Genomic DNA, 20686 nt, shown 5'->3' with positions numbered 1-20686 from the left:
ATTAAGTAAGCTCATGAAGAACTAAGGTGACTACACCCCAAATAACCATCTCATTTTCTTCTGTGATATCAATGGGTTTAAATTTGGAGTTTGCAGGAAGTAATTGCACCCTGCCCCCTTTCTTGGAAAGGCGCTTAACGGTGAGCTCTCCATTGACTGCTGCAATAACAATTCGACCGTCAGTTGGCTCTATACTCCTATCAACTAGAAGCCAATCCCCAGAAAATATTCCGGCCTCAACCATAGAATCTCCGGTGGCTTGCAGCACAAATGTTGCTGATGGGTGCTTTATGAATTTGGTATTTAAATCCAGATACCCCTCAATATAGTCATCTGCAGGAGAAGGAAATCCTGCTTGAACTTTACTTGAAAATACAGGTAATTGATAAACCGGTTGGCTTTTCAATCGCTCTAATTCTGCTAATTGTGATAAAGGGATGCGAACAGCTTTAGTGGGTTCGCCTTTTGGGCGCCCTGCCCCCTCTCTTTTTCCACCTCTTGGTGACATAGTAATTCTTTTTTTTTGATTTACGTACAAATATCATAAGCTGTAGAAATTTCTCTGTAAACCCATTTGAAGGTAGGAGAAACAAAATTGAAGTTAAGTGTTCGAGAAGATCGATAATATTTTAAGATAAAAAAATTCAAATATAATGAGGGAAAAATCAGCGAAATGTTTGAACAAGCTTGAAGCGCCCTTGATGAGATAATCAGCTTTTGCTGTTTAGAACTAATAATTCTTTCTAGAATTAAATTTATAGTTTCGTAAAAAAATTAAATGTTTAGTATCAAGACTGCTATGATAAATATAAATAGTTGTACTTACCAACTATGGTATAGCAATGGAAAATATAAAATGCCTCATGAGGGGTTTTTGGAGCCAATGCCCATCATGTGAAATAGCTTACAATGAAAATAATGTTTACCAAGAGAGTGAATAGTATGTATAAAAATAATAAGCATATTGTTCCTAAAAAAATAAATTTTAAATTAATCTACATTAGTCTATTTATTATTTTATCTATTATGGTTTATTTTCTGGTATCACATAGTTTAGGAGTAAAAAGCCCTACCGATCGAATAAACTCACCGCAAATTATTACGATCGATGGTAGGAGTATAAATTTGGCTCAACTTATTATGGAAACCAATAAGGGGATTGATAGCCTTAACCAATGCCTTATTGTTTGCAATCAAAACCTTAATTCACAGAATATTTGTTTAGCTGTAAATGACCTTAACAAAAATAAAGCCGATCTATCTTTATTAAGAAATTATTATAATTCTGGTTTATATAGATTTGAGCTTACTTCACAACAAAAGCAATCCCTAGAAAAAATTAAAAATAATATGATCGAAATTAACAATAAAATGCAACTTATTGAATTCACTTGCAAGCAAATAGATTATTCAGCTTCAAATCAAATACCTTCAGAGATAATGTTCGAAATGCCTGAGTTCAATTTTCATATTGGTGAAAATAAAATACCTACCCGAAGCTGGTTGAAAGAAAACAAAGACCTATTTTCAATTGCGACATGTAATTCTATTATGGAAATAAAAGCCTGGAAAAAACGTTTGAAGAAAAGAAAAATTAATCTAGATTTATGTATATATCATATTATGCCCACATTGTTTGATAAATGTATAAAAGTTAACTCTCATATGCTTCCTTCAGCTATTGATAAAATAAACGTCATATTTACACGTGATATGATAATTGGTTGCTTAGTTGGCAGTTTTGCACAAGACAATGGTTTTATTCCTCGTAAATAGAAAATTTATAACAAGTTAACGTTTTTTTAGTCTGATATGGTTTTATCTAAACATCTCTGTATTTTTTCTTTTTCCGAATTTATATCATCCACTAAGACATTTATCTTTTTCAATGTTTGCTCATCTTGAGAGGATACTGTTTTACCTTGCATTACATCATTAATTCTGTTGATATCACTAGTGAAATCTTTTCTTAACTGAATAAATTCCTGGCATTCAGATGAGAATTTGTCATTGGTCTCACAGCTTAATCTACAATTCCGAAGATGTATATCTGCATAAAATATTTTTGAGTAAACAATATCTAAATTTATTCCAGCGGAAACAAAATCTACAGTACTATTTATTGATGTCTTTTTTTGATTCTTACAAAAATCTTTTATTGAATTAATTTTTTCTTTTATTTTTAATATTCTGTCATTAAAATTTAAAATCAGTCTTTTTGTTGCAGAATTTAGTCTAGATATAGTAGTTGGCCTTACACTTCTCGTAAAATTTAAAATCTTAGCACTTGTGCTTTGCATGTATTTCCGGAGTTCTACGCACCTATCATCACACTCGTCTATACACTGGTTGAGTAAATTTTCAGCCTCAGTAATGGTGTTAGATATATCTTGCAAATTAACACCACCAAGATAAGGTACCTCTGCTTTATTCTGATTCATTAATTGTGTATTTGTGGTTGGTAAGAATGTTTGAGCTTGAAATGGGCCTCTTAATATTATATAAAGAATAATTAAAATTAATACGCCAAGTAGTACATAGATAATTTTTTTAAAGTAATTTTCCGTTTTATCATTTTCATTTACAAGTGGATAATTCTTAAATCTTGCAGTAAGAAGAAATATTGCTCTTTCCTCCTCATCTGTTAATTTACCTCCCGGATTTTTTAATTTATTTATAATATCTAATATATTTGGTAGTTCTTTATTTGATAAAGGTATTCTATTAATTACACTATGTTCTATAAAGCATCCTTCGACAGATCCATTTTTCAAGTACAATAATAATACGCCTGGTTCTATTTTATCATCACTGGGAATATCACCAACTACTAATTTAATTTTATAATAATTGTTACCCAAGTAATCAGGATGCTTATTATAAGCATTATAACAAGAAGGGCATTGCCATTCTGGGCAAGTTTCATTTTCTTTGCGAACGTATCCACATTCGCTCCAGGGACATTTCATTTGTCACCCAAAATAGTAAGAATAAATATGCTTTAATTAAAGTTTATTATTATTTGTAATAAAATAAAGGTTTTTAAAGAATTAAAACTACCTTAGGGGTGGCCATCATATATATCAAGAGAACTCCTCCTGTATTTTTTATAGAGAATACCATAAAGACATATCTGGTTATGTAAATATGTCATGTTAAACTCTAGAAAGCACCTTGATAAATGATCTGCCATCCAAATAACTTCTAAATTCTACAAGTAGTTTGACAGATTACAAACAGACTTATCCACAGAAAATGTGCCATAACGCATTGATGAAATAATATACAATACATCAACTTATGTCACCACTTTTAACCATTCGCTTTCTTTTGCCACTGAGTAATGTAAGAGTTCTCATAGCCCTCAATCATAGCTACCTGGGAAGCCCACTCCCTTTCCCAAGAACTAGGTTTAAATGCCTTATTCCAAGCAATAAATAATTTCTTTTGTGAGGAGCTCAAAGAAAGATCATAATGTTCATCCATAAAAAGGTAAGCCCGTGCGACAACTCCTTTTGCTGTATTAGGGGGTTCGCCACGAAGAGAGGCTTTATCAATTTTCATTGCACATCCTAGGAAATCAGATTGATTGGGTAATAAGGCAAATCGGTAGTTAGATCGCGCTTGATTCACAATCCCGGTTTCTGGCTATAAATTGTAAAGTACTACATGTTGAAATCGCTTATCTATTTTTTCACAACATTTGCGTCCTTTATACATCCTTGCACGGCTGTTCTCACATAATGGAGTCCGCCAGCATTCAAATTGTCGTCCAAAATGCTGAGCTGCCATGATATGTTCCCATTCAATACTATGCGCCCTCTTAATTGCTTCAGCAGCTTGCATATTGCAGTTGGCTAAATCAACATATTTTTCTTTATAGTTACACTGACAATATATTGTTTGAGGGTGTTGTTGAAATAGCTGGGATGCAATTTTCTTAGCTTGCGGTGATTGGGCATAACTTGAAGTGATGCAGCACAGTAATAATAAGAATCGAAGCATAAAAATACTACAAACAAAAAGTATGTCTAATTATAAAATGAGTCTTTTTTTTATATAGATATTATCTCAAGTAAAAGAAGTAAGTAATAAAATCTGGCATATGTGATTATTATCTGCGCTACCACAAATTTTCGAATAGAAATATAGCTAGAATAATACGATTTGTGATTTGTTTCGAGATCTAGTCTTGAGACAAGATTACAGCGTAGATTTTACATGGACAGTTCCACGTAGAACCATACCATCAAAAAATAAGACCGCTCCATTTTTTTATAGAGAATCGTCCACAGTATGCTCAACCAGCAAACTTATATTACTCTGTTGTATACTTTGTTATTCAAACAAATTGTTCAAGCACAATGTTTTATATCATTTAAAAGATGTTGCTGCTCACTTTCTTGTTCAATTAATGTCTGTTGATGCCAGAGAGCTTCAAGCTCATTTTTTATGCTCTTAATTTGTTCTCGAATTTCGATTATAACTTGTTGATTTGATTGTTGATAAATACTTTGTGTTAATTTATCAATCAAGCAGCTTTTCTCATACATTCTAGATTCAATGAGAATTAACCGTTCTTCCTTTTCATTGTTAATACCATCATTTAGATTGATTTCTTTATCCTTTTGTTGCTTCCATTGTTGTTCAAATGATTCTTGTTTGTCTTTAAATGATTGACCCAAATAGAAATGTTTATAAAAACCTTTAGGAGTTCTCCATTGATTGTTACGGATCATTTTCGAGAGAATATTATTCCGATGTTTAAAGCACTCTATTTGAGGTAAGTAAAAATCTCTGTTTAATAGTGCAAATAAATATTCAGCAACTACTTGTTTCGGAGATGAAAATTGTTTGAGATGTTTATAGGTTAAATTAAAAAAAGTACCCAGGATAAGATTCTTTATTTCATTGGGTATTTCTTCTTTAATGTCGTAATAAAGTAAGTTTTTTATCGACTCTATTTGTTGATTGAGTCGATGGACGGTTTCTTTATCCACAGAACAAGTTAATTTTTCAAAAATAATATTATTTTTATGTTCATAAAGATCTCTTATATTTAATCCCCTCAAAATGAGAGGATCGATTCCCTCATTTTGAGAGGATTTATTGCAATCTGTTTTTAAATAATCTCGGTTTTCGTTTCTGTCTTGCCAAGAAACTGATTCATTGTTGTGGGTATTTGTTGTAGCTCCCGGAGGTGTTTTGGAGACATCTTCTGAAGATTTGAGCAGTGTAAGTAGTTTTTCGGTTATATAAATGTAGGCGCCTTTCTTGACTTCAAATTCACCTTGCTCTTTGGTTCTGCTATAGAGTGCCTGCCGTCGTTCAATAAACCCTTCATCATGTAATTCTTTGATGTATCGCTCTAGAGTGCTTCTAGGAATACCCGTGTCTTCAACAATTTGAGAGTATGGTTTCATAAACCATTTTTTTTGGGAGTTTTTTAATTTATAAGTGCTGGTTTGCCAACCGAGAAGTATGTAATCTACCAGTTGTGCCTTTCGGGCAGATGGAATCACTTTAATGAGATTTTTGAATCTCACGTGAAAAATTGAACAAAGGTTCCCCATAGATAATATCCTTATCTTATTGTTTTTTTTAGGGAACGAGTCTAAAATATGAAATGAAATACCTAAGAACTATCGGTCGAAAGAAGTTCTTTATATATTTAGTCTCGTTCTAAGGGCTAAATTTCATTACAGGGTTATAGAAAGTTGGCAGACTTTTTATAACCCTTTTGTTTTAATCTTTTCGTTTTTTATCCATTTGTTATCTTCAGTTAATGATACTTGTTTATTAATACTCAATACAACTTACTAATATAAAATATTGTGGATCGGAATTTCGTTTAGATCAATACATTTTTACCAAATAACTAAAAATGATCAAAATCACTATATTGTTGTTTTAAAGCGGTTTTTGAGCCTTTTAGAATTAAGTTTGATACGCATCAACGATATACAAATTCTTATTGATAAAAAACAATTGATAATACTCAATACAGTATTGAATTACTATTGACTGCTATTTCTATCTAAGATACATTTTATTTAAAATAATATGGTGGAGTAACCAATGAAAAAGAAAAATCCAAAGATATTAGTGGTTGCTAATAATAAAGGAGGTGTTGGTAAAAGTTTAATAAGCCAATTAATTTCAACATATATTGCCTTTAAGAAGAGTAAAAAAGTTCTTGTATTAGATTTCGATCCCCAAGGAAATATGTCATACAGATTTCTTCGTGATACACGTATAAGAGATATGTCTAATTATAAACCTCCTTTACACCCAGATTTTGATCCAAATGATCCTGATGATGATGGTTGGGATGGACGTTCTTCAGCTTTAGACATGTGGACAGAAAACCCCGTTGTACCTTATCCAACTGATCTTGAAAATTTAGAGATATTACCAAGTGATGCTGGATTAATTAAGGATATTGAAGCATTTGAATACAGCGACAGTTTGGAGAGCATTGTACAGCGACCCTATGACTTTTTCGCAATGGATGAGTTTATTGATTGTGGGTATGATTTGATTCTTATTGATACTCCACCCGCTAAAGGACCCTTAACTCAAAGTGCTATTCGTGCAGCCACCCATGTTTTAATTCCATTGGAGTTGAGTAATAAATCCCTTCAAGGATTAGCTGGGATGGTGGATCTTGTAAACCGTCAAAATGTTTATAGACCTACAAATGCGCAAGCTAAGATTATAGGGTTATTAAAAAATAAAGTTGATTATAACAAACGAACACCTCAAAACCGAATTGTTGATACCATTAAGGCAAATCCATTGCTGGCAAAGTTACTTATAGAGAATATAGAAATACATGATTCTCCAAGAGCAGTTGATATTGACGAGGATCAGGCACCTATTACTGCGCCATATACTGAATTAAAGGATAACGATCGTTTTGCAATTGAAGCAGTAGCATTAGGGGAGTTTGTATATAACAAGGTACTAGGAGATATAAGCAATGTCACTCAAAAAGAAAATAATTACGAAATCTCTGACATCTAGTAAAATCAATAAACCTGATACCGTTACTAGAGCAGCAATAACAGCTAATTTAAAATTTACAAGAGGCAAACAGCTAGTTGAGCAAGATCCATTTACTTTGATTCCTGATCCATTTAACCCCAGGCCAGGAGAAATTATTGATGAACACTGGTTAAGAAAATACTTATTTATTGGGAGTGATAAATCACTTTGCAAGTTATCAGATGAAACAGGGGAGTTTAATATCCCTGAATTTTCACAATTAAATATTGAATCAAATGATAGTATTGAAGAAAGTTACAACTTTTTAAGAGAGCTAGCTTTTTCGATAAGAGTAGATGGTTTAATTGAACCAATTGAGATATTTTTAACGGATCGGCAGAATGATCCAGATTATTTTCAAAATACAAATCTCGATTATGGGTATGTAATTTTAGAAGGTCACCAAAGACGTCTTGCGGCAATGATGGCTAGTGTTCCCACAGTGACTTGCATAGAAATCACTGACGAAAGCATGCTCGTTAAACTTAAAGTTAAACATCGGAAACTTAGACGTCAATTGTCAGAAAATAATTTGAGAAAGGGTTTAACTGTATCCCAAAATTTTCAGATATTCCAACAGCTCTTGTCTGATACAAACGTACAATCTCTTAAAAATAAAGAATTATCTTCTATCATGGGATTAGGGGAGGGAATAGTAAGTGCATTACGAACCATTTGTTCTAAACAAGAACACTATCCCCCAATTTTATTTTCTAAAATCAATGAAAATACGCTCACCTTTAAAATGATAAGAGCATTAGCGCCTAAATCTTATAAAGAGATAGAGTTGGCTTTGACTGAACCAAACTCATTTTCAACACAAAACAAAAAAAAATTAGTTAAATCTCGAGGACGACAAGGTGGAGCCATAAAAAAATATGCAACATTTAAGATAGGTGATCAGAAGGAATCGGATTCTTTACAACGGCTTTTATTAACTAGGTTTCCTGAAATTAATAATCTCGCGGTACAAGACTCTTCTTATAAAACACTAGAGATGATTCTAAACCAAATTAAAGAACTTGCTTTAAAAGAGGAGATATGCCCCGGAGCAAACTAACAATAAGTACTTGAAAAATAAGTATTATTTTGAATATTTTGAATATTTTGATTTTCTAATAAATGGTGATTTATGACAGAAAAGCGAAGGAGTAAAAAGTTGTTCTTCCAAGCACCTCAGAAACAAGAAAAATGGCTTGTGTGCATAAGGTTTCCAAAGGATATAAAAGCGAAACTTCGGAAACAAGCGCAAATTGATTATAAGGGGAGAGGGAAGCAATCATTACTTATTGAGGATGCAGTTAAATATTATCTTTATACACTTTCTGATATAAAATGGGGCGATTATGAAAAAGATCTTGATTATGCTGAGTTGATTGATGATATCTTTGAAGGTTTAAATCAAGCTCCTTTAGAAGGAGCCACTCAAGTTTTTTTCACAGAAGAAACAAAAAATAGAATATTGGAAATTGAAAAAAAAATTAAGCTTACCAAACCATTGATGAAAGATGTACGAACAGGGTTAATTAGAAAGGCTGTCTCTATACGGTTAAGTTTAGGAGATAAAAATTTCTTTGATTCGATTATGAGTATGGAAAATTTCTAATTTAAGTTTTAGATTTGATGACGGGTATTAACAGAAAAATGTTGTGTTACCTATTCCTCTCACAATTGAAGAAAAGCCCTGATATATAAAAGGGAGCCCTAAGCAAAAATAGTTTAACTGGATTAACGGCGTACTTTAAAAAGAATCTAAAGACGAGGACAATGATTCACAATGGATGTGATAGAAGCTAAATAAAATATCAATGGAAAATAGCATTATATTATAAAACTCAGAAAATAGATGGATGAAAATAAAACCAAAATTATGAACATACTATTTCAGATTAACAATCTCGGGCCTTCATCATTATCAGCGTTATATTAAAGTTAAAGTTTTGCAAATAACATAGACCGGTTATCTATATCATAATTGCTCATTAACTTAGGGTTAGATTTTGCAGCAATGACTTGTAAGCACCAAAAACTCACCGGAATGAAATCGTCATGAGAACAATTTGCCTGTTTTATATATTCATACACAAAATCATGCAAAAATTCGGATTTTTTACTTTCAGGAACTTGTTTTATCTGAGATCCGGCAGCAATAAAAAAATCTTTGAGTTGTTCTTTTGATTTAAAGGAATAAGTCATTTCTTCTTCTGATAAATCAACTATTTCTAACCCCGTCTTAGCAATCATTTCTTTGTAATCAGAGGGCTTAAAAAAAGAACGAGGATTTATAAAATCAATAAAATAATTCTTCCATTTGACGCTTGAGCAAATTTTATCTAGAACAAGATGATATAAGGATTTTTTATGCGATAAAAGAAGAGCTATTTGAGCTCCAAATGCTGCGGAATTAGCAATCCCGAATAGAGCCTTCTGTTGATCTTTTATCCAATGTAAACAATTAAAAGAAATAACAACATCAAATTGATCTCTAAAAATATTTTTACTACCATCCATAACTACAAATCGTAGATTATATTGGTCTTTATATTTTTTAGAAGCAAAATCAATCATTTGTTCAGAGATATCGGTGCCAATTACACAGCCTTCACTTACAATTTTAGCGACTTCATTGGTAATCACTCCGTCACCACATCCAATATCTAAGACCCTGGACTTACTATCAAAAGAAATTTTGCTTAGCAAGTACATAGCAAAATTGTATTGTAGTGCATTGTTTTTACTATATTTGTTGGGATCTCGAAATATGTGTCCAAGCATAAAATACCAAATCTATAACCATGCAATATTTTACAAAATATTCTGTGATTTAGAAACAGAGAAAATTACTTATGATACAATCCAATCCGGAGTTTATTAGTACAAGGATTGAATAGTAAGATGTCACTGTTTAATATAATATTATCTCTTATGAAGGAAATAAAATCTCCAGCCTTCAAAATTGAATCATATGATGAAGATACAGAAACGGGATTAATTTTCTTTTGGGTTAAAATAGAAAATAAGAGTGTACGTCCTGTAAAAAAAGATCCTATCGAATTATTAAGGGAAGCTAGAGCAAAAAATTGTTTTTCAGAAAAAGACCATGATTGGATTATTGATGTTATGCTTGAGAACCAAAAAAGGCTTATAGAAAATAAATATAAAAAAAATTACTCTATAATAAAGCATCAGTTCTCTGAGCAGCTTGAAGAGCCTTTAGTAGTTTACAAAGATTTAAATAGTAAAATATATATAAAACCTGCGAAAGAAATATATTCAAGCATAGAGAAATTAAGGAAATTTAACTCAGAGGATAGTGCATGTATAGGTAATATAGTTGGTGGCCATGAAGCTGAACAAGAATGTAGATTACGCAATAAAAACAAAAAAAGTAATGTAATTAAGTTCGATACCTCGCTCTTATCTGGTTAATAGGAATAATATTTTTTTCTGGATTGTTAATTTCTTTTTGGATATGTTTTTTTATTAAACTTACTAAATAAGCATTAGGGATACAAATTACAATTGAGTATGCCATTTTTAAAATGTAATCAGAAATAATGATGTTTGTTGTATCTATGAGACTTGCTGTACTAAGAACATGAAAAGTAATTAGATTAGTAGATATTGTGAAAAGTAGCTCTCCTACAGCTGTGGACCCGAGGCTTCTCCTAAAAAAACCTGTTCCAAACCATTTTATTCCCCATTTATCCAGAACATAAGTATTCGCAAAAAATCCAATTGCTAAAGAAATGGAATCAGCTATAGCAATATGAATAAAACCAGTCGTTAAAATAGGATATAAATCCTGATTTATCCAATGGGGTGGTGATGGTAAAACTGCTAAAGAATGGGTAATGAAACTAAACATAAACTCACAAATGATTATAGCGATAATCATTAAATATGAAATTTTAGCGCCAAGTAGTTCAGTTATTGAGTCATTAATAGGGAAAAGCAAAGGAAACACAAAAACAGAAGAACATAAAATTCTACCATATAGATCAACTGTCTTATACCCCATAACAAAAGAGCAGAAGAAGATCGTAGCATATAACATACCTATTAGAACTAAGTACGTACCTCTATCAATACTCTTAAAATAAGACGCAATTTTTTTAAAAAACAAATATTTCAATTGTATTTTACCTGCCTTTATTATTTTTTAAAATCATAAATCAAATTATCATACCTTCTATTTGAATTAGGAGTGCCAAAATCAAATAGATTAGTTCTATAATGAACTATGACTCCAATAAACAAATAGTTTTTTAAATTAATTTTCTTTAATTCGACTGGGAAGTTTGAATTTAATACTTTTAAATAAAAATCATCACCATCAGAAATAATTTGTCTAATTATCGGATTTTCATTTTTGTCTTTTATAAGCAATACAAAATCTTTATTAGTAATGTTACGTTCTGGATCAACGATAACAATGGAGTTAACCAAAATGAAAGGCTCCATCATGTTATCTTGAGATAAAGTTGCAAAGCATTTGCTACTCAATGGGAAATCAATAGGAACACTATCTATTTCAATTTTTCTATCCTGAGAAGAATCTAAAAAGAAAGTTATATCAACGGGTTTAATAAAAGGAATTTGTTTACATCCGATTGGATCCTCTCCGATTAATTGACTAACGGTGACTTGGAAAAAAGAAGATAACCTTTTTAGAATGTCTATCGTCGGATTTCCGCCTTTATCTTTTAAGAGCCTATAAATCGTACTAGATGGCACACCCGTTAGTCGTTCTAACTCAAGAGCGTTAAGGTTATATTTTTTTAATAATTCAGATAATACATTACCAATTGACATAATTCGCCATATATAGTAATTTTACCATATATAGCGAATTCGCTATATATGGTAAAAGTTAATTAAACAAAAGTTTAACTAATTTTGTCCTAAGAATAAACCTCATAGACTCTAATTAATGATTTTGATTCGAGGAATTGTTTATGGTTGGGTCAAAAACAAATAAATAAAATTTTTACAGGAATAAAAATTGGAATCGAAAAGCAATAATAAAAAATATCCTAAAGTTTATATTTCTTTCCAGCTTTCAGAGGAGGCTAATAAATTATTATCCGAATCTTGCATGAGATCTGGAAGAAAAAAGATTCCAGAAGCAGCATTGCGTCTTCAAGATCATCTCATGCGATATCGTTCTATCTCCGAATTAAATCAAACCATTCCAAACAAATCAGATGCAATGGATGCAGATCATGGCCGTACTTCGAATTCATAAAAAGCAACAAAATTTTCTCATTCTCGATAAGACATGCCTGAATGAAGACTCCTTATCATGGGGTGCTAAAGGATTGCATGCCTATTTGATGTCCCTTCCTGATGACTGGAAGGTACAAGTATCTGACTTAAGAAAAAGAGCTACAAACGGAAGGGATGCGGTTCGAGCGTTACTCTGCGAATTAGAGCAGGCAGGTTATTTAAAAAAATCTAGCTGTCGAGATGATGCAAGTGGCCGTTTTGATGGGATTGAGTATCTTGTTTTAGAAATTCCAGAGCCTGAAAATCCGTCTTCGGTAAAAAATGAACAAAGTACACCACGCCCTGAAAACCCGTCTCCGGTTGCTCCGGCGACTGGAAATCCGACGCCGGCAAAGCCAACACTAATAAATATTAATAGAATAAATAATAAAGAAATAAATAATAAAACAGCAGCATGCTTTACCAGCGCTTTTGGAAAGCAAACGAGAACTCAAGATATAGAAGATGCTGCTGCTGTTATTTTTTCTAACACATCGATTCATGATGGGAACTGGTTTGCTAAAAACGTTCAAGAGCAACATCCTATCTTTCGCTTATCTCAAGAGGACGCATTGATTGGTGTACAACTTACCGAAGCACAGAAACAACGCGTAAACACACTAGTGCAAAGTCTCAACACTTTAAAAGAAAACTTAGAAGAAGAGGTTACGTTTTGTTTGCTTAATCCTAAGCATTTCACCGCTTGTGGTAATGACTTTAGTCGAAAACTCAATGCCATTCGCGGAGTCATTTTGCGTGGAGATTGGCAAACACCTGCAGGTATGGTGCGCGATGATTCGACAACTCAAAAATCAAACAATCTAATCATTGAGCAACTTAAGAATGAACTCAGGGAAGTTCATGCCGAGGCCAATCATTTTGAAAAATTGCTTACTACTGCCAAGGAACACACGCGAGACCATTTTGAAAGCATTATTAGTCAAGCCAAAAAGAAAGCCTCTGATATTGAAACCCGGTTAAGCAAGGTTTTGACTCAGCAACAAGAAGTATCCTTTTGAGGCCCATGAAAATTCAAATCAATAAACAGAAACGAAAATAGAAAAGGAAGAGCATGAAAAAAAACAACAAAAAATTATTCAAAGTGTTCGCATTAAGTTTCGTAGCGATAACGGGTTGTGCTGCAACACAAACAGCATTAGAGCATGGTTCTTTACAAGTCAGCACCAAACAAAGCGAAACTGTCTTTTTAGACCCGGTTCCTCAAGACAAAAAAACGATTTATATGGCAGTAAAAAACACTTCTGATGAAAATGTAAATATTACACCCCAATTAAAAACAGCTTTGAGCATGCAGGGCTACAAAGTAGTCAATAATCCAAATTCAGCGCATTATCTGTTACAAGCTAATGTTCTTAAGGTGGGTAAAATGAGTGTTGCGGCAAGTCAATCGGCATTAGGTGGTGGTTATGGCTCAGCAATAGCTGGCGCTGTAGCGGGGACTGCTGCGGGAAGTTTAACAAACTCAGGAGCCGGGATGATTACTGGAGGGCTTGCTGGTGGTACGATAGGATTAGTCAGTGACAGCCTGGTTCGTGCTGTCAATTACACCATGATTACTGATGTGCAAATCAGTGAGAGAGTAGGGAAGGGCATTAAAGTCAGTGAGCGATTCCAATCTCATTTAAAAAATGGAAGCAGTACCACGACATCTCAAGTCTCATCTCGTGATAGCCAATACCAACGTTATAGAACACGGGTGGTGTCTAATGCGGATAAGGTCAATTTAAAGTTTCAAGATGCTCGTTCTTTACTTGAACAAGGATTAGTTAAAGTGATTTCAGGGATATTCTAATGAGCCATCAAATCTAATCAAAGATTCAATCCTTAAATAAACAAGCATTATTGTGATTAAAACCTAGGCGATCAAAGCGCTTGAGGGATTTGTGCACCTTAAAAAAGGAGAAAACAATGAAAAGAGTTAAAAAGATAATCAGTTTGATTCAAAAAGGAGGCTCAGCTCTTCTTTTTACAATACTTTCAAAAAGTGTTTTTGCCAATGATTTACTCGCAAAAGCGCTCACAGGAGATGTGCAGGACTCCTTAGGTAGTGGTTCAATGTTTTGGAAGATTTTTATTTTGGTGGACATTATTTTGGCAACCGCCATGGCTGTGAAGAGCAAAAATCCGATGGTATTTATTGGGGTGGCTGCTGTTGCATTTATTCCAGCTTTTTTACTTAAAACTTTTGTATTTTGAGAAAAGGGAGGATGAGCAACATGAACTATCAATTCTTAAACCATATTGATGCGCCTAAAAGATTTTTAACATTAACCATGGATGAGTTGGTAGTGGCTGGACTTGGTTTTATGTTGCTCATTCTCTCCAACCAAAAAATTTTGGTATCAATGTTTGGGCTTGGCTTGTTAAGTGGGTTGCGATATTTGAAGAAAGGGGATGGGCCGAAAGCGCTTTTAGTCCTAGCTTATTGGCATTTACCCAGTTTTATCACCCAATTCTTTTTGCCCAAATTACCTTTATCACACCACCGTGTGTATGTGGCTTAAGGAAAGAAAATGGATTTTAAAAGTTATCAAAGTCGCTTAAGTCAACTGTCAGCTCGGCTTAATTTAATGGTGGTTTTAGTGTTTGGTCTTCTGGTATCTAACGTTTTGCAGTCCTGTTTTTTGTTTCACGCTTGGAACCATCACACAATTGAGGTGACCCCTTTTAGTGGTGCGCCATCCTATTTGAAATCAGCATCTAGTGTAGATGGACATTACCTAAGCCTCATGGCAGAAAACTTTATAAATGAACGATTAAATGTCACACCCGAAACCGTAGATGCCAATCATCAGCGTCTGCTTTCCTATGTGAATCATCAGCTTTACACCCAGATGCTTAGACACCTAACCAATGAGGCCAAGGTAATCAAAGCAAAGAGAATGTCATCCATTTTTTATATCGACAAAAATAAAGCCAACCCGCATGAACTAACGGTGGTTGTATCAGGTATTTTAAGGCGGTTTGTAGGGCTTCAAGCATTAAATGATGAGCGTAAAACCTATCTCTTGCAGTTCAAATACATCGACAGCCGTCTTTCAATAGTTCAGTTTTCGGTTTTAGAGGACAAACAAGATGCATAAATCCTTAAGTATTGCGCTGGCGTTATTATCAACAATGGTAATGGGTGCCAATAGTATTCCTGTAAAAGACAACAGCGATATTGTGCTTACTCTTAGCCAGAGTAATTACAACCGTTTGGTGGTCAAAAACGACAAAATTATGGAAGCAGTATTTCCACCCAATGCTATGGCCATTAAGCGTGATGAGCTGGATGGCTCGGTTTATGTGATGCTCTCGGCTACTAATCCCTTTACCTTGTTTTTAACTACAGAAGCAGGCCGGCATTTTTCAGTAACATTAAATGGTGAAGAGACATTAGGTAAGACCATTGAACTGGTTCCATCATTACCTGTTGTCACGGTTTCCAATACTAAATCTAAATCAATAAACAGCAAAAAAATCACACAAGAGGCAGTTCCCGAAGCAATTCTTGCCATGCTTCACCATATGGAGGAACAAAAACCTTTTGCTGATGTGCGCGTAAAACGCCAATACGGCCGTGCTGAGCGCTGGTCAAAAGGACTAACCCTTTTGCCTCGAGAATCCTGGGATAGCAAGCTCTTAAAAGGGGAGACTATCGAATTGTACAATGGTAGCAAAGAACCTTTGGAATTATCTCAAGAGTGGTTTGCTAAAGAAGGGACTCTCGCGATTAAATTTTCAAAGCCCTCTCTTAAACCTGGTGAAAAAGCCATGTTGTACCGTGTGGAGGCAAGTCGTCATGGCTAACTGGCAATGGAATAAAATAGTTAAATGGCGTCAAGTGCGTACCTTGATTGTCGCAGGGTTCGGTCTTTTATTTCTCATTGCAATGATGATAGTGCTATTAGCTAATGGTCGTCCGAAAAAGATTCAGGAGATAAAAAAATCAATTGATTTAACAGGAATTGTTGAGGAATCGTTTACTGATGCGGTGGCAGATAACGCTTTTACAGTGCAACAAACAGAGCTTGAGTCCCTAAAAAAGCAAATTGGTGAATTAACCCTTAGTATTAAATCAATGAATGATGCGCATCAAAAAGAATTGCAGGCACAAAGAGAAGAACTCACATCTCAAGTACGCGAATTGGTTTTGGCCAATCAGGAAAAACCAACCTCAGAACAGGAAAGTAATTCTCAAGAATTAAACAGCGTACAAAATCCCCAGTTATGGCATAACCCCAACACCTATGCCATGAACAGCGCAATGAAAGATGGCGCCATCTTATCAGATGCAGCTCCAAAGATTCATACTATATCGTTTCGACCGAAACGACGCATGAAAAGAACACATACTAATTTTTATCTTAATCCCTCTCATTATGTCCCATCCAATACATCAGTACGCGCAGTGATTTTAGGCGGTGCGGATGCCGATGCATCAGTTAATGGCCAATCCAAAAATAATGGCGTGATGCTCTTTAAGTTTTTGGAGGATGGCACATTACCAAATGGTCAGCGTTCACGCTTAAGAGGATGTCGCGTCAGTGCAAATTCTTATGGAGATATTTCAAGTGAGCGTGCTTTTGCAACATTGTATCGTCTGTCGTGTGCTCATCCAGGCCAGCCTATTATCGATAAGGAGGTCACAGGTTGGGTGTTTTTCAATGGCAAGGTGGGCATTAAAGGTAAGCCCCTGATGCGGGATAACAAGGTTATGACTTGGGCTGGCGTTAGTGGTGCTTTATCTGGGATTGCGTCTGCTGCCCAATATGCCCAAAGCGTACAAGCAATTGGGCCATATGGTGCAACATCGGTTGTTCCTAGTAGTCAAATCGCACCTTTTGCTGCCTATGGAGGAGCCTCAAAAGCTGCTGATACTTTATCTGCCTACTACGTGAAACGAGCAGAACAATACCATCCTGTCATTCAAGTAGGTTCTGGTAATGTGGTTACAGTGGTTTTTAAAGACGGATTTTACTTAGAACCCGATGAAGATAAGAGTCAGCATGCTATGAATCAGATCAAAGCCCAACAAGAATCACCAGAGCTCATTACAACTCAAGATGAAAACCAAAATCCTGAAATGAACTTTACGGTACCTCCCGAAGTTTTGGGTCGTATTAATCGTCTAAATACCTTAAGCCAAAATAAAACAGGGGGTTTGCGATGAGGCTAAGTTTATTTTGTGGCATTTCTATCCTGACTGCATTTCTTACAAGTTGTGGCACGATGAATTCAGATTTCAGTTGTAATACCACAGCAGGGGATAGCTGTTTGACGATCGAACAGGTCGATGCGATGACTCGATTCGCTGATGATATAAAACCAAGACCTGGTATGACCAACGCTAAAAACAATCTTCAAACCTTGAAAGGAAAAATCATCAAGCAAAACCAGGGTCAGTCTCTATGGATAGCACGAAAAGTGGAGGGGCAATCATGGGCCTAAATTTGACGATCATTCGTGATAAAGCGCGCGATTTATTGCATCGTGCAAGCCATATGCTTGGAGAAACCTCTGGAATCAAACCTGCTTCTGTAAGTGCGGATTCTAAAGCCCGTGAGTCGATTGCTATGGACTTACCTTCAATTAAAGCTCTTTTACCTTATGAAACGGTAAACGAAAAAGGCTTTTTTGTTAACCGCAATTCAATGGGTTTTGGTTTAGAGCTTCACCCTATGTCAGGTGCTGATGAGTCCTTAATGAACAGCCTATCACTTTTGTTTAAAAATAAATTAACCGTTGGGACTGATTGTACGGTGTTGCTTTATAAACATCCTTGGATTGGTGCTTCGCTGTCACAAAATTATGAGCCGATTTTAAAGAAAGGCGGGATTTATGCAGAACTTGCACGACAGACGCTGAAATATCATCTGAACGCCATAAAGAAAGGGTATAAAAATGGGCGTAATGTTCCTGCAGGTCTTGCTGATTATTGTTGCTATCTTTTTGTTTCAAGACCCATGCAAACCGATACAGAAAGAGAGCTTCAATTGTTGCAGGCTGACTTTGAATCCGAACTTAAAGTTGCAGGTTTTGGGTTTAAAAGGTGTGAGGAAGAGACTTTTAAGGTGTTGATGCGGGCATTAATTTCGCCAGATTTCAATGAATTGTTCTGGCCAGAAGCTTTCAATGAATCAGATGGATTTATGGCCGAAGCCATTCCTTGCCCCTCGACGGTGTTTGAAATTGGGGATGAGGCGATTGATTTATCCATTGCTGATTTAAAAGGGGAAAGCCAGAGAACACGTATTGTGAGTTGTGAAGTAAGTCGTTATCCAGTCAAACCATTTGCTCTATGGCAAACACCGGATTTGTTTGCCAACCTGCTGGACACCGAGCAAGGGATTCAATGCCCCTTTTTGATTTCATTTACTATTCGCGGCTTAAATCAAGAGAAGATGAAAGCAAAAGCGCGTGCCCGGGCCAAATCTTTAAAGTCCAATAATAATGCGGTTCAATCTTTTATAAATCCATCAATTCAGCAGGAAACAGCCGAATGGCAGTTTGTTCATGACCATGCGTCTCAAGGCGAACTGCATCTAATGACTACTTTTTACAATGTAATTTTTTATACAACCAAGGACAAAGAACGTGAACAAATTGCGAAAGCGATTGCAAGTTTCAGGCGTTTAGGATTTACGCTCATTCAAAGTCGTTGCAAACAATGGTTACGATTCTTAGGTAGTCTTCCATTTATGTTAACTGAAGGTCTTTTTTCAAGTCTTGAATTGTTGGGCATGACCAACAAATTAACTCATTCAAATGTCGCTAATCTTTTGCCGGTCGTTGCAGATTTTAAAGGAGCAAGGCAGGGACTCATTGTGCCTACTTATCGTCATCAGTTGTTCTATTTGAATACCTTTGATGACAGGGTATTGCCGATTACTAATTTTAATCGACTCACCGTAGCTTCCACAGGAGCAGGTAAATCCTTCTTTGAGCAGGCCCAAATTTTAGATGGTTTATCCCGAGGCCAGCAGATTTTTGTTATTGACTTAGGCGGATCCTACAAAAACTTATGTGAGGTAGTGGGCGGCAGCTACATCGATGCATCAAAACTTTCGCTTAACCCTTTCACGCTTTTTGATTTCGATGGAGTTACGGAAGTCAAAGGGGAGCAAGTCAATGATTACATTCAAATCAGGGATTTGTTGGCGATAATGGCAAGTCCGACAGAGGCATTGGGGGAAGTACAAAAAGCATGGCTTTTAGATGCCGTAACACACTGCTGGAGGACGCACGGCAGAAAGACCAAAATGGATGATGTATTAGCTTGCCTGCAAGAAATGTTGGAAAAACCTAAAGCCTTAAGTGATCAAAGGCTTAAAGATTTGATTATCTTACTCAGTAAATATGGAAGCCTTGGAATTTATGGACACCTCTTTAACAGCGATACTCCCCTGCTTAATGGGACCAATTTGGTAGTTCTTGAAATGGGTGAGCTTGAGTCTAATCCTGAGCTCCTGACCATTGTTATGTTTGTTATGATTGTGATTATTCAGGGACAATTTTATCACTCCGACAGAAAGCGTGAAAAACGCTGCATCATTGATGAAGCCTGGAGATTTTTGGCGCGTGGTTCAAATCCGGTATGCGCGAGCTTCATCGAGCAAGGATTTCGTACAGCAAGAAAGCATATGGGTGGCTTTGCAGTTATTACCCAGAATCTTTCAGATACCATGAATACTATTCAGGGACGTGCGATTGCTGCAAGTAGTGACACCAAAATTATTATGCGACAGGGCTCATTTAAACAATATCTTGAGGAACATCCTAAACATTTTAGCCCGCTTGAAGCTCGTGTGATTGAATCTTTTGGGGAGGCGAAAACCCAAGGATTTTCCAATCTCATGATTCAGTTTGGAAATGTTACTACCTTTCATCGCTATTTTTGCGATCCGTTTTCTCGTGTGCTGTTTTCTACTTCGGGAGAAGAGGTAAGTCTTATAGAGTCGTTGACTAGGCAAGGAATTAGCTTAAGTGATGCGATACAGCACGTTGCAAGCAAATACTATGGAGAGGAATTATGCGATTAATGCCAAAGTTTTGGGGATATGCATTAACCCCCTTGATTATTCTTACCTCTTTTTATAGTGCGCCAACTAAAAAAAATATAGTTATTTTTGATAAAGAAGAGGTAATAAGCCAATTCATCCGGCAACTGGCTGAAGTAAAGGCCACAGAATCCCAAGTGGAGCAAGCGACGAGAAGGTTCAATTTAATACTTAATCAGATATTGGTTGATACAGCGCAGCAAAAGAAAGTCATCATTTTAAAGACCTCGGAGGTTCTTGGCGGAGGTGTTGATATTACCGATGAGGTGCGAACGAAGTTGAGTCGTGCCATGAGGATGGGATCGTGA

The 20686-nt window shown here is 35.3% G+C and carries 24 protein-coding genes; 16 read left to right on the top strand and 8 right to left on the bottom strand.

Annotated elements, in window-relative coordinates:
* Position 1 precedes the first annotated feature (1 nt).
* Positions 2-508 carry a LexA family transcriptional regulator gene (locus tag HBNCFIEN_RS17600; RefSeq protein ID WP_182393771.1) on the bottom strand — a complete coding sequence of 169 codons (507 nt, stop codon included), beginning with the start codon at positions 506-508 and terminating at the stop codon, positions 2-4.
* 434 nt (positions 509-942) lie between these two features.
* Between HBNCFIEN_RS17600 and HBNCFIEN_RS17595 the strand changes: the two genes are divergently transcribed.
* Positions 943-1776: a hypothetical protein gene (locus HBNCFIEN_RS17595; RefSeq protein WP_182393770.1), complete on the top strand. Its 834-nt coding sequence runs from the start codon at positions 943-945 to the stop codon at positions 1774-1776.
* A 26-nt stretch (positions 1777-1802) separates the two neighbouring features.
* Here the strand turns inward: HBNCFIEN_RS17595 and HBNCFIEN_RS17590 are convergent, their stop codons facing one another.
* The 4 genes from HBNCFIEN_RS17590 to HBNCFIEN_RS17580 all read right to left on the bottom strand — a co-directional run bounded on the left by HBNCFIEN_RS17590 (position 1803) and on the right by HBNCFIEN_RS17580 (position 5573).
* Positions 1803-2969, bottom strand: a complete 1167-nt coding sequence (locus tag HBNCFIEN_RS17590; RefSeq protein WP_182393769.1) for a hypothetical protein — start codon at positions 2967-2969, stop codon at positions 1803-1805.
* A gap of 343 nt (positions 2970-3312) precedes the next feature.
* Positions 3313-3633 (bottom strand): endonuclease, encoded by a 321-nt coding sequence (locus tag HBNCFIEN_RS17805; protein WP_255464435.1) that lies wholly within the window; start codon positions 3631-3633, stop codon positions 3313-3315.
* Between the two features lie 15 nt (positions 3634-3648).
* Positions 3649-4005 (bottom strand): hypothetical protein, encoded by a 357-nt coding sequence (locus tag HBNCFIEN_RS17800; RefSeq protein ID WP_255464434.1) that lies wholly within the window; start codon positions 4003-4005, stop codon positions 3649-3651.
* Between the two features lie 350 nt (positions 4006-4355).
* The gene (locus tag HBNCFIEN_RS17580; RefSeq protein WP_182393768.1) at positions 4356-5573 is read right to left on the bottom strand and encodes a hypothetical protein; all 1218 of its coding nucleotides are present in this window, start codon (positions 5571-5573) and stop codon (positions 4356-4358) included.
* A gap of 505 nt (positions 5574-6078) precedes the next feature.
* Between HBNCFIEN_RS17580 and HBNCFIEN_RS17575 the strand changes: the two genes are divergently transcribed.
* The 3 genes from HBNCFIEN_RS17575 (at position 6079) to HBNCFIEN_RS17565 (ending at position 8653) form a co-directional block, all read left to right on the top strand.
* Complete coding sequence (locus tag HBNCFIEN_RS17575) at positions 6079-7026, top strand: ParA family protein (protein WP_182393767.1); 948 nt, start codon at positions 6079-6081, stop codon at positions 7024-7026.
* The gene (locus tag HBNCFIEN_RS17570; protein ID WP_182393766.1) at positions 6983-8107 is read left to right on the top strand and encodes a chromosome partitioning protein ParB; all 1125 of its coding nucleotides are present in this window, start codon (positions 6983-6985) and stop codon (positions 8105-8107) included. The genes HBNCFIEN_RS17575 and HBNCFIEN_RS17570 overlap by 44 nt, the downstream gene beginning before the upstream one ends.
* A 72-nt stretch (positions 8108-8179) precedes the next feature.
* Positions 8180-8653, top strand: a complete 474-nt coding sequence (locus tag HBNCFIEN_RS17565) for a hypothetical protein (RefSeq protein ID WP_182393765.1) — start codon at positions 8180-8182, stop codon at positions 8651-8653.
* A gap of 326 nt (positions 8654-8979) precedes the next feature.
* Here the strand turns inward: HBNCFIEN_RS17565 and HBNCFIEN_RS17560 are convergent, their stop codons facing one another.
* Positions 8980-9822, bottom strand: coding sequence for a class I SAM-dependent methyltransferase (locus HBNCFIEN_RS17560; RefSeq protein ID WP_182393764.1), 843 nt, complete (start codon positions 9820-9822; stop codon positions 8980-8982).
* A 120-nt stretch (positions 9823-9942) separates the two neighbouring features.
* Here HBNCFIEN_RS17560 and HBNCFIEN_RS17555 point away from each other — a divergent pair, with 120 nt between their 5' ends.
* A complete protein-coding gene (locus HBNCFIEN_RS17555) occupies positions 9943-10476 on the top strand; it encodes a hypothetical protein (protein ID WP_182393763.1) in 534 nt (177 codons plus the stop codon).
* Here the strand turns inward: HBNCFIEN_RS17555 and HBNCFIEN_RS17550 are convergent.
* Positions 10445-11182, bottom strand: a complete 738-nt coding sequence (locus HBNCFIEN_RS17550; protein WP_182393762.1) for a VUT family protein — start codon at positions 11180-11182, stop codon at positions 10445-10447. The genes HBNCFIEN_RS17555 and HBNCFIEN_RS17550 overlap by 32 nt on opposite strands.
* Before the next feature lie 20 nt (positions 11183-11202).
* Positions 11203-11862 carry a S24 family peptidase gene (locus HBNCFIEN_RS17545; protein ID WP_182393761.1) on the bottom strand — a complete coding sequence of 220 codons (660 nt, stop codon included), beginning with the start codon at positions 11860-11862 and terminating at the stop codon, positions 11203-11205.
* Between the two features lie 190 nt (positions 11863-12052).
* Here HBNCFIEN_RS17545 and HBNCFIEN_RS17540 point away from each other — a divergent pair, with 190 nt between their 5' ends.
* The 11 genes from HBNCFIEN_RS17540 to trbI all read left to right on the top strand — a co-directional run bounded on the left by HBNCFIEN_RS17540 (position 12053) and on the right by trbI (position 20686).
* On the top strand, positions 12053-12295 hold the full coding sequence (locus HBNCFIEN_RS17540; RefSeq protein ID WP_182393760.1) for a TraY domain-containing protein: 243 nt from the start codon (positions 12053-12055) through the stop codon (positions 12293-12295).
* Positions 12273-13334 carry a replication protein gene (locus tag HBNCFIEN_RS17535; protein WP_182393759.1) on the top strand — a complete coding sequence of 354 codons (1062 nt, stop codon included), beginning with the start codon at positions 12273-12275 and terminating at the stop codon, positions 13332-13334. The genes HBNCFIEN_RS17540 and HBNCFIEN_RS17535 overlap by 23 nt, the downstream gene beginning before the upstream one ends.
* A 53-nt stretch (positions 13335-13387) precedes the next feature.
* The gene (locus HBNCFIEN_RS17530) at positions 13388-14128 is read left to right on the top strand and encodes a complement resistance protein TraT (RefSeq protein WP_182393758.1); all 741 of its coding nucleotides are present in this window, start codon (positions 13388-13390) and stop codon (positions 14126-14128) included.
* Between the two features lie 116 nt (positions 14129-14244).
* On the top strand, positions 14245-14532 hold the full coding sequence (locus HBNCFIEN_RS17525) for a hypothetical protein (protein ID WP_182393757.1): 288 nt from the start codon (positions 14245-14247) through the stop codon (positions 14530-14532).
* 20 nt (positions 14533-14552) lie between these two features.
* On the top strand, positions 14553-14840 hold the full coding sequence (gene traL, locus HBNCFIEN_RS17520; protein ID WP_255464433.1) for a type IV conjugative transfer system protein TraL: 288 nt from the start codon (positions 14553-14555) through the stop codon (positions 14838-14840).
* A gap of 9 nt (positions 14841-14849) precedes the next feature.
* Positions 14850-15419: a type IV conjugative transfer system protein TraE gene (traE, locus tag HBNCFIEN_RS17515; protein ID WP_182393755.1), complete on the top strand. Its 570-nt coding sequence runs from the start codon at positions 14850-14852 to the stop codon at positions 15417-15419.
* Positions 15412-16128: a type-F conjugative transfer system secretin TraK gene (gene traK, locus HBNCFIEN_RS17510; RefSeq protein WP_182393754.1), complete on the top strand. Its 717-nt coding sequence runs from the start codon at positions 15412-15414 to the stop codon at positions 16126-16128. The genes traE and traK overlap by 8 nt, the downstream gene beginning before the upstream one ends.
* Positions 16121-17491 (top strand): TrbI/VirB10 family protein, encoded by a 1371-nt coding sequence (locus HBNCFIEN_RS17505; protein ID WP_182393753.1) that lies wholly within the window; start codon positions 16121-16123, stop codon positions 17489-17491. Before traK ends, HBNCFIEN_RS17505 begins: the two co-directional genes overlap by 8 nt.
* Positions 17488-17769, top strand: a complete 282-nt coding sequence (locus HBNCFIEN_RS17500) for a conjugal transfer protein (RefSeq protein WP_182393752.1) — start codon at positions 17488-17490, stop codon at positions 17767-17769. Before HBNCFIEN_RS17505 ends, HBNCFIEN_RS17500 begins: the two co-directional genes overlap by 4 nt.
* Positions 17760-20360: a type IV secretion system protein TraC gene (traC, locus tag HBNCFIEN_RS17495; RefSeq protein WP_182393751.1), complete on the top strand. Its 2601-nt coding sequence runs from the start codon at positions 17760-17762 to the stop codon at positions 20358-20360. The genes HBNCFIEN_RS17500 and traC overlap by 10 nt, the downstream gene beginning before the upstream one ends.
* Entirely contained in the window at positions 20351-20686 is a 336-nt protein-coding gene (gene trbI / locus HBNCFIEN_RS17490; RefSeq protein ID WP_182393750.1) for a type-F conjugative transfer system protein TrbI, read from the top strand. Before traC ends, trbI begins: the two co-directional genes overlap by 10 nt.

This window comes from Legionella sp. PC997, from assembly GCF_014109825.1.
In the GTDB taxonomy this organism is placed as follows: Bacteria; Pseudomonadota; Gammaproteobacteria; order Legionellales; family Legionellaceae; genus Legionella.
The sequence above is the reverse complement of the archived record's forward strand: the minus strand, read 5'-3'. Positions and strand labels throughout refer to the sequence as shown.

Bases quoted from the DNA above. Each gene is read 5' to 3' on its own strand.
- HBNCFIEN_RS17560 (WP_182393764.1), bottom strand. From the start codon at position 9,822: ATGCTTGGACACATATTTCGAGATCCCAACAAATATAGTAAAAACAAT.
- HBNCFIEN_RS17595 (WP_182393770.1), top strand. From the start codon at position 943: ATGTATAAAAATAATAAGCATATTGTTCCTAAAAAAATAAATTTTAAA.
- HBNCFIEN_RS17545 (WP_182393761.1), bottom strand. From the start codon at position 11,862: ATGTCAATTGGTAATGTATTATCTGAATTATTAAAAAAATATAACCTT.
- HBNCFIEN_RS17565 (WP_182393765.1), top strand. From the start codon at position 8,180: ATGACAGAAAAGCGAAGGAGTAAAAAGTTGTTCTTCCAAGCACCTCAG.
- HBNCFIEN_RS17570 (WP_182393766.1), top strand. From the start codon at position 6,983: ATGTCACTCAAAAAGAAAATAATTACGAAATCTCTGACATCTAGTAAA.
- traC (WP_182393751.1), top strand. From the start codon at position 17,760: ATGGGCCTAAATTTGACGATCATTCGTGATAAAGCGCGCGATTTATTG.
- HBNCFIEN_RS17500 (WP_182393752.1), top strand. From the start codon at position 17,488: ATGAGGCTAAGTTTATTTTGTGGCATTTCTATCCTGACTGCATTTCTT.
- traL (WP_255464433.1), top strand. From the start codon at position 14,553: ATGAACTATCAATTCTTAAACCATATTGATGCGCCTAAAAGATTTTTA.
- HBNCFIEN_RS17590 (WP_182393769.1), bottom strand. From the start codon at position 2,969: ATGAAATGTCCCTGGAGCGAATGTGGATACGTTCGCAAAGAAAATGAA.
- HBNCFIEN_RS17580 (WP_182393768.1), bottom strand. From the start codon at position 5,573: ATGGGGAACCTTTGTTCAATTTTTCACGTGAGATTCAAAAATCTCATT.
- HBNCFIEN_RS17800 (WP_255464434.1), bottom strand. From the start codon at position 4,005: ATGCTTCGATTCTTATTATTACTGTGCTGCATCACTTCAAGTTATGCC.
- HBNCFIEN_RS17555 (WP_182393763.1), top strand. From the start codon at position 9,943: ATGTCACTGTTTAATATAATATTATCTCTTATGAAGGAAATAAAATCT.
- HBNCFIEN_RS17600 (WP_182393771.1), bottom strand. From the start codon at position 508: ATGTCACCAAGAGGTGGAAAAAGAGAGGGGGCAGGGCGCCCAAAAGGC.
- trbI (WP_182393750.1), top strand. From the start codon at position 20,351: ATGCGATTAATGCCAAAGTTTTGGGGATATGCATTAACCCCCTTGATT.
- traK (WP_182393754.1), top strand. From the start codon at position 15,412: ATGCATAAATCCTTAAGTATTGCGCTGGCGTTATTATCAACAATGGTA.
- HBNCFIEN_RS17535 (WP_182393759.1), top strand. From the start codon at position 12,273: ATGGCCGTACTTCGAATTCATAAAAAGCAACAAAATTTTCTCATTCTC.
- HBNCFIEN_RS17525 (WP_182393757.1), top strand. From the start codon at position 14,245: ATGAAAAGAGTTAAAAAGATAATCAGTTTGATTCAAAAAGGAGGCTCA.
- traE (WP_182393755.1), top strand. From the start codon at position 14,850: ATGGATTTTAAAAGTTATCAAAGTCGCTTAAGTCAACTGTCAGCTCGG.
- HBNCFIEN_RS17505 (WP_182393753.1), top strand. From the start codon at position 16,121: ATGGCTAACTGGCAATGGAATAAAATAGTTAAATGGCGTCAAGTGCGT.
- HBNCFIEN_RS17530 (WP_182393758.1), top strand. From the start codon at position 13,388: ATGAAAAAAAACAACAAAAAATTATTCAAAGTGTTCGCATTAAGTTTC.
- HBNCFIEN_RS17575 (WP_182393767.1), top strand. From the start codon at position 6,079: ATGAAAAAGAAAAATCCAAAGATATTAGTGGTTGCTAATAATAAAGGA.